Annotated in this window: 16 protein-coding genes; 9 read left to right on the top strand and 7 right to left on the bottom strand. The window is 59.7% G+C overall.

Translation table 11 applies throughout. The features are described from left to right. Positions 1-13: 13 nt before the first annotated feature. The 6 genes from HMPREF2888_RS11130 to HMPREF2888_RS11155 form a co-directional block, all read right to left on the bottom strand. Positions 14-1,192 (bottom strand): aminotransferase class I/II-fold pyridoxal phosphate-dependent enzyme, encoded by a 1,179-nt coding sequence (locus HMPREF2888_RS11130; RefSeq protein WP_070518787.1) that lies wholly within the window; start codon positions 1,190-1,192, stop codon positions 14-16. Next, a complete protein-coding gene (locus tag HMPREF2888_RS11135; RefSeq protein ID WP_246815072.1) occupies positions 1,189-1,926 on the bottom strand; it encodes a 6-carboxyhexanoate--CoA ligase in 738 nt (245 codons plus the stop codon). The genes HMPREF2888_RS11130 and HMPREF2888_RS11135 overlap by 4 nt, the downstream gene beginning before the upstream one ends. 209 nt (positions 1,927-2,135) lie before the next feature. Then, the gene (locus tag HMPREF2888_RS11140) at positions 2,136-2,708 is read right to left on the bottom strand and encodes a hypothetical protein (protein WP_062040395.1); all 573 of its coding nucleotides are present in this window, start codon (positions 2,706-2,708) and stop codon (positions 2,136-2,138) included. A gap of 124 nt (positions 2,709-2,832) precedes the next feature. Beyond that, the gene (locus tag HMPREF2888_RS11145) at positions 2,833-3,297 is read right to left on the bottom strand and encodes a DUF4190 domain-containing protein (protein ID WP_070518788.1); all 465 of its coding nucleotides are present in this window, start codon (positions 3,295-3,297) and stop codon (positions 2,833-2,835) included. A gap of 110 nt (positions 3,298-3,407) precedes the next feature. Continuing rightward, positions 3,408-5,201: a DEAD/DEAH box helicase gene (locus HMPREF2888_RS11150; protein ID WP_246815073.1), complete on the bottom strand. Its 1,794-nt coding sequence runs from the start codon at positions 5,199-5,201 to the stop codon at positions 3,408-3,410. Between the two features lie 8 nt (positions 5,202-5,209). After that, positions 5,210-5,461: a DUF3039 domain-containing protein gene (locus tag HMPREF2888_RS11155; RefSeq protein WP_049192065.1), complete on the bottom strand. Its 252-nt coding sequence runs from the start codon at positions 5,459-5,461 to the stop codon at positions 5,210-5,212. A 48-nt stretch (positions 5,462-5,509) separates the two neighbouring features. On the opposite strand from HMPREF2888_RS11155, the gene HMPREF2888_RS11160 reads away from it, so the two are divergent. From HMPREF2888_RS11160 to galE, 9 genes are all read left to right on the top strand, one after another. Continuing rightward, positions 5,510-5,974 (top strand): DUF3099 domain-containing protein, encoded by a 465-nt coding sequence (locus HMPREF2888_RS11160; RefSeq protein ID WP_083286121.1) that lies wholly within the window; start codon positions 5,510-5,512, stop codon positions 5,972-5,974. Positions 5,975-6,030: 56 nt separating this feature from the next. Continuing rightward, a complete protein-coding gene (locus HMPREF2888_RS11165) occupies positions 6,031-7,647 on the top strand; it encodes a DUF7782 domain-containing protein (RefSeq protein WP_210386823.1) in 1,617 nt (538 codons plus the stop codon). Continuing rightward, positions 7,647-8,102, top strand: coding sequence for a D-aminoacyl-tRNA deacylase (dtd, locus tag HMPREF2888_RS11170; protein ID WP_070518791.1), 456 nt, complete (start codon positions 7,647-7,649; stop codon positions 8,100-8,102). Before HMPREF2888_RS11165 ends, dtd begins: the two co-directional genes overlap by 1 nt. Positions 8,103-8,539: 437 nt before the next feature. Continuing rightward, on the top strand, positions 8,540-9,895 hold the full coding sequence (locus HMPREF2888_RS11175; protein WP_070518864.1) for an SLC5/6 family protein: 1,356 nt from the start codon (positions 8,540-8,542) through the stop codon (positions 9,893-9,895). 53 nt (positions 9,896-9,948) lie between these two features. Then, positions 9,949-11,322: an L-serine ammonia-lyase gene (locus HMPREF2888_RS11180; protein ID WP_070456496.1), complete on the top strand. Its 1,374-nt coding sequence runs from the start codon at positions 9,949-9,951 to the stop codon at positions 11,320-11,322. Positions 11,323-11,452: 130 nt separating this feature from the next. Then, positions 11,453-12,202, top strand: a complete 750-nt coding sequence (locus HMPREF2888_RS11185) for a helix-turn-helix transcriptional regulator (protein WP_246815074.1) — start codon at positions 11,453-11,455, stop codon at positions 12,200-12,202. A 182-nt stretch (positions 12,203-12,384) separates the two neighbouring features. After that, a complete protein-coding gene (locus tag HMPREF2888_RS11190; RefSeq protein WP_061922959.1) occupies positions 12,385-13,398 on the top strand; it encodes a sigma-70 family RNA polymerase sigma factor in 1,014 nt (337 codons plus the stop codon). A 283-nt stretch (positions 13,399-13,681) separates the two neighbouring features. After that, positions 13,682-14,362 (top strand): metal-dependent transcriptional regulator, encoded by a 681-nt coding sequence (locus tag HMPREF2888_RS11195; RefSeq protein ID WP_061922962.1) that lies wholly within the window; start codon positions 13,682-13,684, stop codon positions 14,360-14,362. Beyond that, positions 14,363-15,346 carry a UDP-glucose 4-epimerase GalE gene (gene galE, locus HMPREF2888_RS11200; protein ID WP_070518793.1) on the top strand — a complete coding sequence of 328 codons (984 nt, stop codon included), beginning with the start codon at positions 14,363-14,365 and terminating at the stop codon, positions 15,344-15,346. It abuts the gene before it with no gap. Here galE and HMPREF2888_RS11205 read toward each other — a convergent pair. Beyond that, positions 15,343-16,446 (bottom strand): DUF4192 domain-containing protein, encoded by a 1,104-nt coding sequence (locus HMPREF2888_RS11205; protein ID WP_070518794.1) that lies wholly within the window; start codon positions 16,444-16,446, stop codon positions 15,343-15,345. The two genes, galE and HMPREF2888_RS11205, sit on opposite strands and share 4 nt — an antisense overlap. Positions 16,447-16,584: the final 138 nt, after the last annotated feature.

Raw genomic sequence — 16,584 nt, forward strand, 5'->3', positions numbered from 1 at the left:
CGCCGCGGTCACACTATTGAGGCGCGGGGCCTACGGCATCGACAATGAGCGCAATATCATCCTCGGAGTAGTCGGCATGAGCTGTAAGTCTTAGCAAAGCCTGTCCGAGCGGTACCGACGGATAGCGGATCGGAGAAACAATTACTCCCCTTTCAGCTGCCTGTGCCGCACGCTCCATAGCTGCGTCCTCAGCGCCTACTGGCAGGACGATAATAGGTGCGGGCGAGTCCACCACTTTCCATCCGTTCGCCCGCAGACGCTGCCGAAGGTTGTGCACGACGCGGGCAAGCCGAGGCGCATGCGAAGGAACAAGAGCTAACGCCGCGCTGATGGTGACTGCCTGCGATGGCGGCATGGACGTTGAGAAGATATAGCTGCGGCAGCGTTGGCGGCATAGCTCGATAAGTGGCTCACTGCCCGCGACGAAAGCGCCCGCCACACCTAAGGCTTTGCTCGCGGTACCGATATAAATATCCGGCAAGGGCAAATTGAAATGCTCACAAACGCCGCGTCCATTTCTGCCAAGTGTGCCGATCCCGTGCGCGTCATCGATCATCAACCAGGCGTTGTAATCCTGAGCAAGTTCCTGAAGCGCATGGAGATTCGCAAGCTCGCCGGACATGGAAAATACGCCGTCACTGACAATCAATCGGCGCTCCGATGCATCGGCAGCAAGCTGCTCTTCTAAGGTTTTCACGTCAAGGTGCGGATAAACAGATGACCGGCCCCCTTGGTAGCTCGACTTGGCCAGCCGGATGCCGTCGATGATGCTCGCATGATTATCAGCGTCAGAGAAAATAGAAAGTCTCTCGCCACAATCTCGCGCAGCTGCAGCAAGCGCAGGGATTACTCCCATGTTGGCGTGGTAACCCGAACCGAACACGAGCGCTGCCGGCGCACCGACAAACCCAGCCAGTTCACGCTCGAGCGCGACATGATAGTCACTCGTACCCGTAGTCAGTCGCGATCCTCCTGACCCCACCCCGGCGCGCAGCGTTACTTCGTGGGCCGCGTCGGCAAGCGCGCGATTCGCCCCGAGCCCCAGGTAATCAGACGATCCCGCAAGCAGCGTTTCACGCCCATCGACCACGGTGCGCGGGCTTTGACTACCGCTAATGACCCTTTCGGTTCTTTCCAGACCACGCTCACGCCACGAAGCATTAGAACTGCATGCCCAGTCTTCCAGGCTCATTGCCAAGAACCTTCCACGAGGACAGGCTTTTCACGCAGCCACTGCTCTGTCGCCGGAAGTGCACTAAGTGCGCCTGAATAGAACAAGACACGTCCACCTTGTTTCCCGCCTTCAGCCTTGACGTTGTGCAAAGCCGTATAGGAACCTTCGACCGCAATATAACCCGTGGTGTAGCTCGGGTCATCGGAAATACAGACTTCCGCGACAATGCCCGGCGCAGCAAGAGCCTTGGATGCTAAAGCAACGGCATCAGCCCGATGGTTCTTCGACTCGGCGCAAAAGGAATCAGCCCAATCAAATGTTCCCACCCGAACGCCACGTTGCCCATGAGTGTCTAGACGCTCGCCGGTTTCAGCACAGACGATGCTCGCACCGCGCATATCGCGGGTGCGGTACAGAAGCTCGATACCTCGGCGGGCTGCGCTCTCGGAAACTCGGTTGCCCTTAGCGAGCACGGCTATCATCGCTGTTTGTGCAGACTCCGGGTTCTCGCAATCCCGTGTACTCACCTTCAAGGCACTGACATGAGCAATGTCGCTTGCTGCAACCGCCCTCGTAGCGATATTGATGGAATCCGGCACGCCCTTTTCGTGCCGCAACGCACGAGTAGCAAGCTCTGAGCTCACACGAGGAACAAGGTGCGGTTCTACGATGCGTTCTGCACCCGAGATATGCCTACCTTCAAGGCTTGCACGCATCTTGATACTCATCAGCACAGTCGAGGTTTTTGCCATGCAGGTATCGTAGCCCAGCATCTTGAACACCGTTCAATAATTATCGAAACAGGGTTAATCCCCTCTCCTAGTTCCGCTCGGAAACGCACTTACCGACGCCAAGTGACAGAGCGACTTCCACGAGACATTAAGAACCCCCACGTGCCTTCCAACCACATATGTGGTCGGGGCTCGTGGGGGTTGCTTAGTGCGATGTGTGGGTATTTCCCCTACTGCTGTGCTGCGGTGCCTAGGCTATCCTCCATGCAGGCCTGCTGCTGAGCAGGGTCCTGCATCTCCAAGCACTTGTCGGCGCCGGTCTCACCGAGGAACGCGACGCCGAGGGCCATGACGGCGATGGAGCCAGCGAGGGCCAGGATGGAAGTAACCAGGCCGACGATGGACATCCAGGTGCGGCGCAGCTCCTTCGGGCGCTTGCCGCCAACGACCAGCGCGATGATGGAGACGATGATGCCGATTGGGCCAAGCAGGAGCGGCGGAACAATCAGCAGCAGGGACAGCAGCGCGATGATGCCGATGACCATCGCCCAGATAGCAACGGCGTTCTTCTTTGCCGGCTGGCTGTCAGCACCAGCGTAGGCCGGGTAGCCGGTGCCAGCGGCGGTTGCGTTAGCGTCCGTGGCGTATGCGTCGTGAGCGCGCTCCTCGTTGGCCTTGGAGGTTGCCTCACCGTAGGAGGGCAGCTTGCTGGTGCTGTCGCTGCTAAATGGGCTCTTTGCGTTGTCCGGGTTCTCTGGGTTGTTCAGGTTGTTCGGGTTCTCTGGGTTGTTCGGGGTGGTCATGTGGTTGGCCTCCTTGGGGCAGCCCTAATTGCGTGCTTTTATCGAATATGTGCGTTAAATAGCTTATGCGTTTGCAATCGCTTCCGGCCACGTTACTAACAGAACCTGTGAAATCACTGGCAGCCTAGTTTTGAGCAGCGCCATTCAAAGTATCTTCCATGCAGGCTTGCTTTTGCGCTGGGTCATCGATGGTCGTGCACATCTCAGGGTCAGGCGTCATCGTCCAACCGATGTGCGTATACAAGTAAATCGAGAAAGCAACGGACAAGATTAAAGCGATAATTGAGGTAATCAAGCCGGCGATGGACATCCAGGCGCGGCGCAGCTCTTTTGGTCGCTTCTTGTCTTTTTGCAATGCGACGATGGAGACGATGATGCCAATCGGCCCCAGCAGCAGCGGTGGGACAACCAGGAGCAAAGACACCAGCGCAATGATGCCGATAACGAGAGCCCAAATAGCGATCACGCTCTTCTTTTCGGTTTGAGGTTCACCGACCCCGCCACCGGCATAGGCCGGGTATACCGCACCTTCGGTGCTGTCGGAATCCTTCTTGTTGTCCGGGGTGTGCGGGTCGTTCGGGGTGGTCATAAGCTTGGCCTCCTTGAGTACAGCCCACAAGCCTTAATCGTGTAATTGCTTTTGACTAAGTCACCCACGCTGGGTGCGCTCCACGCTAGGAGTGCACCGCGTCGCGTCACCTACCACTTGCGCAGGTACTCGATACGCTGGCGCAGTTGCTCGGCGTCGCAAAGCGCGGTGGGTGGGCCGCCGCAGGCCTTGCGGACCTCGGTGTGAATGGCGCCGTGGGGGCGGCCGGTGCGCTGCGCGGTAATGGAGACAACGGTGTTGAGCTCCTTGCGCAGGTTGCCAATCTCATCCACCACGCCGGTGGATTCTTGGTTGGTGGCTGGCTCCTCACGGCGCTTCGGGGCGTACTGCATGCCGTAGAGCTTGCGGCGCTGCTCCTCAGCGGCCTCAGCAGCCCGGCGCGCCTTCTCCTCTGCTTCGCGGCGGTCGAGTTCCTCCGACTGCTTTTTGCGCAGCAGGTCCTTGACCTGGTCGGCGTCGAGAAGCCCGGGGATGCCCAGGAAGTCCGCGTCGACGTCTTCGGTGATGTCGCCGGTGTTGAACTGCGAGCCGTTAAACAGCAGGCCGGAAAATTCCGCCTCAGCGCCGAGGGCCTCGTAGGAGGGCTCGAGCATGTCGGGCTCAGATTTCTTACTATTGGCCTCCGCCAATAGCTCGTCGTCCCAGCCCTCTTTATCGGGGCTCTTTTCCTCACCCAGGACATGGTTGCGTTCCTTTTCCATGTTCTCAGCCAGGCCCAGCAGCACCGGCACGGAAGGCAGGAACACCGAGGCGGTCTCACCGGGCATACGCGATCGCACGAAGCGGCCGATTGCCTGCGCGAAGAACAGCGGAGTCGAGGCCGAGGTGGCGTAAACGCCCACCGCTAGGCGCGGGACGTCGACGCCCTCAGACACCATGCGCACTGCCACCATCCACTCGTCGGTGGACTTGGAAAACTCCTCAATGCGGTCCGAAGAGCCCGGGTCATCGGACAAAATCACGGAGACCGGGGTCGAGGAAAGCTGCTTCAAAATCTTCGCGTAGGCGCGCGCAGTTTGCGTATCGGTAGCCAACACCAGGCCGCCGGCGTCCGGCATGTTGCGGCGCATCTGCATAAGGCGCGTGTGTGCGGCCTGCAGCACCGCCGGGATCCACTCGCCCTTCGGGTCCAGCGCCGTCTTCCATGCACGGGCTGTCTGCTCAGGGTTCAAGATATCGCCCAGACGCGCGGCGTATTCCTCACCCGCGGAGTCACGCCAACGCGCCTCGCCCGAGTAAGACAAAAACACAACGGGGCGCACGACGCCGTCGCGAAGCGCATCGCCATAGTTATAGGCGTAATCCGAGCGAGAGACCAGGTGACCCTCACCGTCCTCCTCGTAGCGCACGAAAGGAATCTGCGAGTCATCCGAACGGAAAGGCGTACCGGTAAGCGCCAAGCGATGCTCGACATCGTCATAAGCCTCGCGCACGCCGTCGCCCCAGCTCTTGGCGTCACCGGCGTGGTGAATCTCATCCAGGATCACCAACGTACGGCGCGCCGAAGCCACCGCGCGGTGCTTGAACGGGTGCATGCCCACCTGGGCATAGGTCACCACGATGCCATCCATCGCCGGGTTCACGGCAGAAGAATTCGAGAAGTTCGGATCCAGCGCCAAGCCCACGCGCGCGGCCGACTGGGACCACTGAATCTTCAGGTGTTCAGTAGGCACCACGACGATGACGCGCTCGACCGTGCGGTCTTCCATCAGCTCCGTGGCAATGCGCAGCGCGAAGGTGGTCTTACCCGCGCCAGGCGTTGCCACGGCCATGAAGTCCTGCGGCTTCTTGGCGAGGAACTTGTCGAGGGCGGCCTGCTGCCAGGCGCGTAGCTTTCCGTTGTTGGCGAATCTTCTGGGGTTGCGGGACACAGAATTACTCACCGGGCGGCTCACTTGCGGCGCAGGCCCTTGTACACGCGCTCACAATCCGGGCATACCGGGGAGCCGGGCTTTGCCTGCTTGGTTACGGGGAAGGTCTCGCCACACAGCGCAACGACGTACTTACCGTTGACTGCGGAGTCCAAAATCTGGTCTTTCTTTACGTAATGAAAGAACTTCGGGGTGTCATCAGAAGTGGACGTGTCCTCGCGGACGTCGGGGCGTTCAATCGTCTTAGTCGTCGTACTCACTCCACCAATCATGCCGCATCGGTGTCGAAGTTCGCACCTCGCCCGTCTACCCTTGTACGCATGTCCCCCAAGAACTCGCGCGATAGGTTAAGCCGAAATTCCTCCGGCACCCCACAAACGGGGCGGCGCGGATGGGCGCGCCCTTTCCGACGCCGCGAAGCCCACCTCATCACCACCGCCCAGCTCTCCCCGGGCCAACAGTTGCATCGGCGCGAAGTCATCTATTCCATCCTGCAGTTTCTGCGCGTGCCCTCCCTCCTCATAGGCGGCGCGCTCATGTACTTCTTCGACGCCTGGCTCGCCGGCACCTTAATTATCGCCGTTACCTTCCCGCTGCCGTGGATCGCCGTGGTAATTGGTAACGCGCAGGGCCAGCGCAAGGACAAGCGCGAAAAGAACATCTATAAGCCGGCGCTTGCCCGCCAGATGGCGCAAATGCAGGCAGAACAACTAGCCCAGCCCAAGCGCGAGGGCATCGAGCAGCGGACTGCCGAGACCATCGAACATGACGACGACTCGCAATAATCGGCATAGATAAACAGATAAAGAAATAAGGCTGGAGAAAAGACGGAGAAAAGATGATGACTAAATTTGGACCTGACTTCAATCCCGAGCTCCCCGTCGCCGCCGTCGCCGCGGAGCTTGGCGAGTTCTTAAGCTCCCACGGTTTCACCGCCGACGGCATCGCCGGGCACTTGGGCCCCGAATACACCGAGGCGCTTCACCGCGGCGAGCCGGCCGCAGTGGCCCTGGGCGCTGCGGGTGATACCACCTTGGACGCACTCATCCGCCTGTTTATCCTGCACGACGCCGTGCCTCCGACGCAGCTTTCCGACGTCCTCGGCGCCCGCCTTGCTACCAAGCTCATGGATGCAGGCGTCGCGCAACTCGACGAGTCCGGCAATGCCTACATTGCCTATGACATCCGTCCACACATCATCGTCGGCACCAACCGCCTAGTCTTCTCTGACGTGGATGCTTCCCTGGTGGACCACGTCCCGGGCTCCGAGCACGTGCTCGGCGTGGGAGCGGCCAGCCTCTCGCTTTTGCAATCGACGCCGCTTACTCCGGTGGAGACCACATTGGACCTAGGCACCGGCTCCGGCGTGCAGCTGCTCGGCCAGCTTTCCACCGCCGCCCACGTGACGGCCACCGACCTACACTCCCGCGCTCTGGACCTCGCGCGCGCCACGCTGGCCGCCGCAGGCCCCGCGGCAGAAGAAAAGGTCGAACTGCTCCAGGGCTCCTGGTTTGAACCAGTAGCCAGCCGCCGCTTCGATCGCATCGTGGCCAACCCGCCTTTCGTGGTGGGCCTGCCGGAAGTCGGCCACATCTACCGCGACTCCGGGCTTAACCTGGACGGCGCCAGCGAGCTCGTGGTCTCCCAGGCAGTCGAGCACCTCGCACCAGGCGGCAGCGCACACATCTTGGGAGCATGGGTCCACCAAGGCGAGCAGTCCTGGCAGCAGCGCGTGGCCTCCTGGCTGCCGGAAAAGGGCGTGGCCGCCTGGATAATCCAGCGCGACGTCGCCGACCCTGCCCTCTACGTCTCCACCTGGCTCAAGGACGAGTCAGTGGACGTTCGCAGCGACCTCGGCCGCGAGCGTGCCCGGCTTTGGCTTGAGCACTTTAACGAGCACGACGTCACCGGCATCGGCTTTGGTTTTGTGGCCATCCAGCGCATCGACGATGACGAGCCTTCCGACGTCCTCGCCGAGTACATGCCACAGCCTTTCACCGATCCCCTGGGCCCAGAAGTAGAGGAATACTTCGCGCGCGTGGCCTGGCTCCGAGGTCTTGTCCCGGGCGAGCTAGAGACCAAGCACTTCCAGGTCCGCCCCGGCGTGGCCCGCGAGGACGTGCAGCTTCCCGACGCCGAGTTGGGCATGGGCTTTGCCCCCGCCGCGCTGCGCCTTACCCGCACGGAGGGCCCACGCTGGTCCCACGACGTCGACAAGCACATCGCGGCCATCGTCGCCGGCTTAAACCCAGCGGGGCTCTCCCTTGGCGAGACCATCGAGCTCTATGCCGCAGCCCAGGGCTTCGATGAGGAGGAGTTGGTGGCCTCCGCACTGCCGGCCATGGTTGACCTCATCCGCCACGGCCTCATCATCCCCACCGAGCTGGCCCCGTTCTGCAACCTCGAGGCAGGCGCGGTCGCTGCCAGCCAAACTGCTACTGCTGAGGAGGAAGACTAATGCGCGCAGTTTTAACCCGAGTATCCAGCGCTTCAGTGACCGTGGAGGGCGAGGTCGTAGGCGCTATCGACTGCCCAGAAACCGGCGGGCTCCTCGCCCTTGTGGGAGTATCGCGCGAAGACACTGCAGTAAATACTGCAGAGCTAGAAGCCAAGATAGAAAAGATGGCGCGCAAGATTGCCGAGCTACGCATCCTCGAAGGCGAGAAATCCGTCGAGGAAGCAGGCGCTCCCGTACTGGTAGTTAGCCAATTTACGCTCTATGGCAAGACCGCCAAGGGCCGCCGCCCCTCTTGGTCTGATGCCGCGCCCGGCGATGCAGCAGAGCCTGTGATTGAGAAAATCATTGCAAGTCTTCTTGCACGCGGCGTCCACGTTGAGACCGGAAAGTTCGGCGCGATGATGGAAGTCGCATCCGTCAATCAAGGCCCTTTCACCGTTCTGGTGGAAACCTAAAAGGGATCAATTAAAACCAAAGGGCAGTAGATGCCCCAACGGCGCAGGTGCTTTTACCTGCTCTTTTTCTTATAGTCTGTGACGTAGTTCATCGTTTAATTTAGAGTGTTGAACAAAGCACAATCTGGCGCAAAACTCAAATTTTAAGAGAGTGATAAAAAACGTACTTGCAATGCGATAATTTATTATCAAATCTTCTCCAAGCAGGCTTATGATAAAGACACAGCGAAGCAACAAGGGCTGAAGCTGCAGGACACAGAGTTAAAAAGTCCAACTGCAGTTGCAAAATTGTAGCCGCGAGAAAATTCTCAAGACTTGCAAAGTTGCGCCAAGCTCTAAGGCTTCGGTCGATCAACTAGAGACATCAAGGAGACCAAAAAATGTCTCACTCAGTCTTGCGGAAAGACACCGCTAACCATCCGGAGAATGAACCAAACATGCCTGAGAACATGAAAACCTCAAAAGCAGTCAAAGCTGAACAAGCCGCAGGATTCGATCCTGCAGAATCCCCATTCGCCGGCACCACCGGCGCACCGAAGTGGAACAACTCCGACCTAACCTGGATGCTCTCCCTCTTCGGCACCGCAATCGGTGCAGGCGTTCTGTTCCTCCCAATCAACGCCGGCATCGGCGGCATCATCCCGCTCATCATCATGACGGTTGTTGCCCTGCCGATGACTTACTGGGCACACCGCGGCCTGGCTCGCCTGGTTCTCTCCAGCTCCAAGCCATCCGGTGACCTGACCGACGTCGTCGAGGAGCACTTCGGCATCAAGGCAGGCGTGTTCATGAACATCCTGTACTTCCTGTCCGTCTACCCCATCCTCTTGGTCTACTCCGTGACCATCACCAACACGGTTAACTCCTTCCTGGAGCACCAGCTCGGTGTCACCCCGCCGGACCGCTGGCTGACCTCCCTGCTGCTCGTCGGCGGCCTCATCCTCATCGTCCGCATGGGCAAGGATGTCATCGTCCACGTCATGTCCTGGCTGGTCTACCCATTCATCGCCGTCCTGGTCCTCCTGTCCATCTACCTCATCCCGAAGTGGAACACCGCACTGTTCGATTCCTTCGACCTGAACGTTGCCCGTGAAGCTTCCGGCCACAGCTTGGGCGTCACCCTGATGCTCCTGGTTCCGGTTATGGTCTTCTCCTTCAACCACTCCCCGATGATTTCCTCCTTCGCAGTTGACCGCCGCGAAACCTACGGCAAGTTCGCTGAGGTCAAGGCACGCACCACCCTGCTGCGCGCAGAAATCCTGATGGTCGTCGTCGTTATGTTCTTCGTCTTCTCCTGCGCCCTGTCACTGTCCCCAGCTGACATGGCAGAAGCAAAGGCCCAGAACATCACCATCCTGTCCTACCTGGCTAATCACTTCGATACCCCGATCATCCAGTGGATTGCACCGGTTATCGCAATGGTCGCTGTTGCAAAGTCCTTCCTCGGCCACTACCTCGGCGCTGCTGAAGGCTTCGAAGGCCTCATCCTCAAGGGCAACAAGAACCTCGACAAGGACGACGCTGCAACCGCTCGCAAGCTCGACACTATCGCCCTCATCTTCATGCTGGTTACCGCATGGCTGACCGCTTGGGCAGACCCATCCATCCTGGGCATGATTGAGACCCTGTGTGGCCCGACGATTGCACTCATCCTCTTCCTCATCCCGATGTGGGCAATCCACAAGGTTCCTGCACTGCAGCGTTTCAAGGGCCAGGCTTCCAACTACTTCGTCTTCTTCATGGGCCTGGTAGCTGTCGCCACCATCCTCTACACCATCGTCCAGGCTTTCTAAACACTAGAAACCCCCGGACCCCCTCTCCCCCTCGGAAGATTCAAGGAAAAGCAATGTTCATCAGCATTTTCGATATGTTCAAGATCGGCATCGGCCCCTCAAGCTCACACACGCTTGGCCCAATGAAGGCTGGTAAGGCGTTCGTAGATGAGCTCAAAGAAAAGGACATCTTCGACCACGTCACCCGCATTCAAGCCAACGTGTACGGCTCCCTCTCCCTGACCGGCATCGGTCACTCCACCGATAAGGCCATCCTCCTGGGCCTGGCCGGCGAGGTGCCAGAGACCGTAGACATCGACGGCATCAACGAATTCGTGAAGAACGTTCGCACCTCCGAAAAGCTCATGCTCGGTGGTACCCGCGAGGTCGATTTCCCGAAGGAAGGCGGCTTCTACTTCCACAACGAGTACCTGCCGATGCACGAGAACGGCATGTGCCTCATCGCCTTCAACGGTGATGAAGAGTTGCTCCACAAGACCTACTACTCCATCGGCGGCGGTTTCATTGTCTCCCAGGAAGATTTTGCAAAGCGCGGCGAGGACAACGTCAAGGTTCCATACGCCTACGCAAGTGCACAGGAAATGCTCGCCCTCTGCGAGCAGCACAACCTGACTCTTCCAGAGCTGGGCATGGCCAACGAGCTGGCACACGCCACCGAAGAAGAGGTCAAGGAGCACATGCGCAAGGTCCGCGATGTCATGTACACCGGCATCGAGCGTGGCTCATCAACTGACGGCCCGCTGCCGGGCCAGCTCCTCGTCCCACGCCGTGCTGCTGCTTTGAAGCGCCTGCTGGAAACGGATGAGCCGCACGACGGCCTCAACATCCTCGACTGGGTCAACATGTTCGCGCTTTCCATCTCCGAGGAAAACGCTTCATGTGGCCGCGTGGTCACCGCTCCTACCAACGGCGCTTGCGGCATCGTCCCAGCAGTCATCGCCTACTACGACAAGTTCGTTGAGCCGGTCACCGAAGAGATGTTCTCCGACTACATCTTCGCCTGCAACCAGATTGCTTCGCTGTACAAGATGAATGCATCCATCTCGGGTGCCGAGGTTGGTTGCCAGGGCGAGGTCGGCGTCGCCTGTTCCATGGCCGCTGGCGGTCTGGCTCAGCTCATGGGCGCTACCCCAGAGCAGGTCTGCATCGCAGCCGAAATCGCTATGGAGCACAAGCTCGGCCTGACCTGTGACCCGGTTCTGGGCCAGGTACAGATTCCGTGCATCGAGCGCAACGCAGTCGCTGCAATTGACTCCATCACCAGCGCCCGCATGGCCCTTGAGCGCGAGTCCAAGCCATGCGTCAGCCTCGATGACGTCATCTGGACGATGTACAAGACGGGTAAGGATATGAACGCCAAGTACCGCGAGACCTCCCAGGGTGGCCTTGCACTGGCTATCCACCCACCTATCCCAGTCTGCGGCTAATACTGCCGTAAGGCACACCTTGAGCGGGTGAACACAGCGCTTGGCCGCTCGTGTTTACCCGCTTTTTGTCGTGTTAATATCTATCCAACTTTCTTAAAGTGTCAGGAACTTAAAGGACATGCTTCAGCTGATGAATGAACTCAACAGTCATGGCATAGACCAAGATTTCCTCGGGCAGTACGTACCACTCGTCGAATTTCTAGGCCAGGCCTTGGGCCCAAACACTGAGATCGTTCTGCACGATCTCGATGTCCCAGATCAGTCAATCATCGCCATTGCGAACGGCCACATCTCCGGCCGCCAGATTGGCGGTCCTGTAACTGATTTCGCCCTGTGGTTTATGAAACAAGGCGACGCCTCCGCCGTCCCCATGATGACCGGCTACCGGGCCGTCAACACGGAGGGCAAGATTTGCCACTCCTCTAGCTACTTCCTGCGTGATGAGACGGGCCACATGCGCGGCATGCTGTGCATCAACGTCGACATCTCGGATCTCGTAGCAATCCGCAACGCCGCCAGCTTCCTCATCGGCAACACCGAGGAAGCACCGGACAAGGCCGAAGCCTTCGGCGGCTACCCGGGAGCACGCACAGCCCAGGCTGCTGTGACTGCTCTGGCCCCACAGCCAGAGCCAGAGGAAGCGGTCAGCGAATCGCTGCGCGACAACGTAGAGAACCTGTTGGACTCCATGCTGGACTCCGCGATTTCTACCCAGTCCGTGCCTGTCCGACGCATGCAGCGCGACGAGCGCATCGAGGTCGTTCGCGCCCTCGAAGATAGCGGCTTTTTCCTCTTGAAGGGCGGAATCGCCGCCGCGGCAGAGCGCCTCAGGGTCTCCGAGCCGACCATCTACCGATACTTGGTAAAGGTGCGTAGCTAGTGGCCCCAAAGGCCAACTGCAAGGCCAAACTGCCCATGCCATGAGTGAGCCCTCCCCCGTATGCGGGGAGGGCCTCCTTTATGTCTGCACTACTTTTGAAAAATTTTTCTAAACCGGGGAACTAAACGCGCAAGCACTTCGTTGTACCTCATGTACAAAGCCGCAACCTCAGGAGGCTAGAGATGGCTGAAAAGTCCCACACCAAGGCCGCTGACCTTGGAAACAATTCAAATGAAGAGGAGCCGGAGGTAGACCGCGGCTCACGCCGCAACCAGACCAATGACAACCCTTCCGCCGACTTGGTCCGTGTTTATCTCAACGGCATCGGCAAAACCGCACTGCTCAGCGCTGAAGATGAGGTAGAACTCGCCCAGCGCATCGAGGTTGGTCTCTACGCCGAGTACAAGCTGGCGAATGCAGAAAAGGTCACCCGCGCCGAAAAGCGTGATCTCAAAATTCTGGTCCGGGAAGGCAAGAAGGCACGCTCCCACCTGCTGGAGGCAAACCTGCGCTTGGTCGTTTCGCTTGCGAAACGCTACACCGGCCGCGGCATGCCACTTCTGGATCTCATCCAGGAAGGCAACCTGGGCCTTATCCGCGCCATGGAGAAGTTTGATTACGCCAAGGGCTTTAAGTTCTCCACCTACGCCACCTGGTGGATCCGTCAGGCCATTACCCGCGGCATGGCTGACCAGTCCCGCACCATCCGTCTGCCAGTCCACCTGGTAGAGCAGGTCAACAAGCTCTCCCGCATCAAGCGTGAGATGTACCAGTCCCTGGGCCGCGAGGCCACCAATGAGGAGCTGGCTGAAGAGTCCGGCATCGAGGAATCCAAGATCGAGATGCTGCTGCGTCAGTCCCGCGATCCTGTCTCCCTCGACATGCCTGTAGGCACCGATGAGGAAGCACCACTGGGTGACTTCATCGAGGACGCCGAAGCTACCGACGCAGAATCCGCCGTTGTGGCGGCCATGCGCCACTCCGATATTCGCGGTGTCATCGACACCCTTGAGGAGCGCGAGCAGGACGTCATCCGCCTGCGCTACGGCTTGGACGACGGTGTCCCGCGCACCCTGGATCAGATTGGCCGCAAGTTTGGCCTTTCCCGTGAGCGTGTGCGCCAGATTGAGCGCGAGGTCATGGCCAAGCTGCGTGACGGCAACCGTGCAGACCGCCTGCGTGAGTACGCACTCTAATCTTTAGCCCTCTCCTGAGAAATTCTCTTCACCCTGTCAGCCACTTCTCCTTTAATAGGCAGTAGCTGACAGGGTTTCAATCTTTTATAGGTAGAATATGTGAAGCTACACCGCGCCGAAAGCAAGAGATGCGTTTATCCCTTTCGGAAGCAGGCTCGGCAAAGTGCGGTATTGTTTAGTTATTGTTCGAAGACGCTGCGAGCCATGTCGCCCGCACCGAAAGGTGCGTTCCGGCCTTTTTGCTCACGGCGCCTTTCACCATCGTGCAGAAAGGTATGCCCACGTGAGGGACCTAGTTGATACCACTGAAATGTACCTGCGTACCATCTACGAGCTTGAGGAAGAAGGCATCACGCCCCTGCGCGCGCGTATCGCCGAGCGCCTTGAGCAGTCAGGGCCCACGGTATCTCAGACCGTTGCACGCATGGAACGCGATGGCCTGCTGCACGTGCGCACCGACCGCAGCCTCGACCTCACCGCCCAGGGCCGCGAGCTCGCCACGGCCGTGATGCGCAAGCACCGCCTCGCGGAGCTTTTGCTTACCGACGTCCTGGGGCTCGACATTCACAAGGTCCACGACGAAGCCTGCCGCTGGGAGCACGTCATGAGTGAGGAAGTAGAAAAGCGCGTTGTCGCCGTGCTTTCCGACGCCACCCACTCCCCCTTCGGCAACCCCATCCCGGCGTTGGATCAATTAGGCATCGAGGTTGGCGAGGCACCGAGCGGCACCCGCGCCATCGACCTTCCCAACGGCGTAGAGACCAAAGCTACTATCACGCAGATTAACGAGATCCTGCAGGTAGATTCCGCCACGTTCCGCGATATCAACGCAGCCGGCGTCGTCGTGGGCGCGCCCGTCACCGTGGTCAACGCCAACGGTGCGGTGACCCTTACCACCGAATCAGGTGCCAAGATTGAGCTGCTCGACGATCTGGCACACGCAATCCGCATTGAGGTGAAGTAAATGAAACTCCTCGTCACTGGCGGCGCAGGCTACGTCGGTTCCGTCTGCGCGGCGGTACTGCTGGAAGCAGGCCACGAAGTCACCATCATCGATAACTTCACAACCGGCAACCGCGAGGCAGTTCCGGCGAACGCGCGCCTGGTAGAAGGCGACGTCGCCGACGTTGCCGATGAGGTGCTCTCCGAGGGCGGCTTCGACGGCGTCGTCCACTTCGCCGCCCGCTCGCTGGTTGGCGAGTCGGTGGAAATCCCTGCCGATTACTGGGAGCACAACGTTGTCACCTCCCTGAAGCTGCTCAACGCCATGCGCGCTCACGGTGTCAACAACCTGGTCTTCTCCTCTACCGCCGCCACCTACGGCGAGCCGCAGCAGGTGCCTATCACCGAAGACATGCCGACCCAGCCCACCAACCCTTATGGCGCGTCCAAGCTGTCCATCGACTACATCACCACCTCCTTCGCCAAGGCTTATGGCCTGGCCGCCACTTCGTTGCGCTACTTCAACGTTGCGGGCGCCTACGGCCTCATCGGCGAAAACCGCGAGGTGGAGACCCACCTGATTCCACTGGTACTGCAGGTGGCTTTGGGCCACCGCGACAAGATCTTCATGTTCGGCGATGACTATCCCACCACCGATGGCACCGCGGTGCGCGATTACATCCACATCCGCGACCTCGCCGAGGCACACCTGCTCGCGCTGGAAAGCAACGAGCCGGGCACCCACCGCATCTATAACCTGGGCTCCGGCGATGGCTACTCCGTCAAGCAGGTCATCGAGATGTGCCGCGAGGTCACCGGCCACGAAATCCCGGCAGAGGTTGCACCCCGGCGCGCCGGCGACCCAGCCACCCTGGTGGCTTCCTCCGCGAAGATCAAGGCCGAACTGGGCTGGAACCCCACCCGCACGGATCTGCGCACCATCGTCACCGATGCCTGGAACTTCACCAAGCAGCTCGGCGATAAAGCCCATTCCGCCAAACGCTAAGCCACTTTGCCGTCCCGGGCTTGCAGCGCCATGGAACGCGCAACCCCAGAGGAATGACGCAGGGCTTCGGTCAGCTGGCTTGCCAGGCCATTGCGGTAAAGCCGGTGGACCAGATTGCCGAAGGTATGCTCTGGGGCCTCCTCCAGCAGGATATTCAGCGCTGGCCCTGCCAGCTGGTAGCGCTCCATCTGCAGCTGTGCGATGGCATAAAGCACCAGCGCGTTATACCGAATAACCCCCTCGAAGGTCTTCGCCGTGGCCAGCATCAGGATGGCCGCTTTGTCTGGTCGCTCGCAGAGCTTCTCGATGACCAGGTCGCGCGACCACGTGGTGGCCAGCCAGGTGGCAGCGGTCTCGAGAGCCTCGACGTCGCCAAGCGTGGCGTGTAAATCCTGCACCGCGCGCAGCTGCCACCACGCATCATCCAGGAACTCCTCGAGCGCTAACTCTGGGTCATCCTCGTAGAGCTCGATCTCCTCGCGGAATTGCTGTGCCGCGGCCCGTGCGCGCTCTGCAATCTCGCGGCCCAACACCGTTCCTACCTGGTTATTGCCCGGCGCGAGCTTGGCGTAGAGCTCCTCGCGCGTTAGCTCCGGGATAAGGTCCTTATCCACGCAGTGGTGCATGGTGGGCGCAGAAGTCAGCGGTGGAATCTTTCCTTCCTGCCAATTCTTCATCGGCCCCTTGCCCTCGTGGTTGACGGCGCCGAAGAGAATTTCATAGCTGCCGCCGGTGATGATCTCCGGGGTATGCCAGGCGGCGTCGATGTCCATGCCGTCGTTGTGCTTGTGCAAGCCGTACATCCACTCGGCCAATGCGTCGACTTCACTGGGTGGGCGCTGGGTGATAAAGAAGGCGAAGACGCCCTCGGTGCGGTCGGTGGTAATTGCCTGCCAGACTTCCTCCGTCGCCGCCTTGGCGTCTGCGAAGTCCACGCGTGCGACGGGACCCAACGCTATGCCGTGTGGGGAAGGCTCGAAGGTTAGAAAGACTACGGAATCGGTGGGATAGAACCCGAGCACTCCTGGCAGGTTGGCCAAAAGGTGTCCCGGGGTGTTGATCGGTGGATAGCTGTGCTGATGTGTGTCTTGCTTGCTCATAGCACTTAGTTTGCGCGAGCGCGCGGGCCACACACTAGGGTCTGTTTTCCCAAACGGCCGAATCTGTGGATAACTCATCGCGACGCCACCTACCATCCGGGGCTTTTAGGATCCTAAAGGGCGAAATTCAGGAATACT

It is taken from the genome of Corynebacterium sp. HMSC077D03, assembly GCF_001808545.1.
In the GTDB taxonomy this organism is placed as follows: Bacteria; Actinomycetota; Actinomycetes; order Mycobacteriales; family Mycobacteriaceae; genus Corynebacterium; species Corynebacterium simulans.

Excerpts from the sequence above, each read along its gene's own strand:
- HMPREF2888_RS11130 (WP_070518787.1), bottom strand. The coding sequence starts at position 1,192 with ATGAGCCTGGAAGACTGGGCATGCAGTTCTAATGCTTCGTGGCGTGAG.
- HMPREF2888_RS11135 (WP_246815072.1), bottom strand. The coding sequence starts at position 1,926 with ATGGCAAAAACCTCGACTGTGCTGATGAGTATCAAGATGCGTGCAAGC.
- HMPREF2888_RS11140 (WP_062040395.1), bottom strand. The coding sequence starts at position 2,708 with ATGACCACCCCGAACAACCCAGAGAACCCGAACAACCTGAACAACCCA.
- HMPREF2888_RS11145 (WP_070518788.1), bottom strand. The coding sequence starts at position 3,297 with ATGACCACCCCGAACGACCCGCACACCCCGGACAACAAGAAGGATTCC.
- HMPREF2888_RS11155 (WP_049192065.1), bottom strand. The coding sequence starts at position 5,461 with ATGATTGGTGGAGTGAGTACGACGACTAAGACGATTGAACGCCCCGAC.
- HMPREF2888_RS11160 (WP_083286121.1), top strand. The coding sequence starts at position 5,510 with ATGTCCCCCAAGAACTCGCGCGATAGGTTAAGCCGAAATTCCTCCGGC.
- HMPREF2888_RS11165 (WP_210386823.1), top strand. The coding sequence starts at position 6,031 with ATGACTAAATTTGGACCTGACTTCAATCCCGAGCTCCCCGTCGCCGCC.
- dtd (WP_070518791.1), top strand. The coding sequence starts at position 7,647 with ATGCGCGCAGTTTTAACCCGAGTATCCAGCGCTTCAGTGACCGTGGAG.
- HMPREF2888_RS11175 (WP_070518864.1), top strand. The coding sequence starts at position 8,540 with ATGCCTGAGAACATGAAAACCTCAAAAGCAGTCAAAGCTGAACAAGCC.
- HMPREF2888_RS11180 (WP_070456496.1), top strand. The coding sequence starts at position 9,949 with ATGTTCATCAGCATTTTCGATATGTTCAAGATCGGCATCGGCCCCTCA.
- HMPREF2888_RS11185 (WP_246815074.1), top strand. The coding sequence starts at position 11,453 with ATGAATGAACTCAACAGTCATGGCATAGACCAAGATTTCCTCGGGCAG.
- HMPREF2888_RS11190 (WP_061922959.1), top strand. The coding sequence starts at position 12,385 with ATGGCTGAAAAGTCCCACACCAAGGCCGCTGACCTTGGAAACAATTCA.
- galE (WP_070518793.1), top strand. The coding sequence starts at position 14,363 with ATGAAACTCCTCGTCACTGGCGGCGCAGGCTACGTCGGTTCCGTCTGC.
- HMPREF2888_RS11205 (WP_070518794.1), bottom strand. The coding sequence starts at position 16,446 with ATGAGCAAGCAAGACACACATCAGCACAGCTATCCACCGATCAACACC.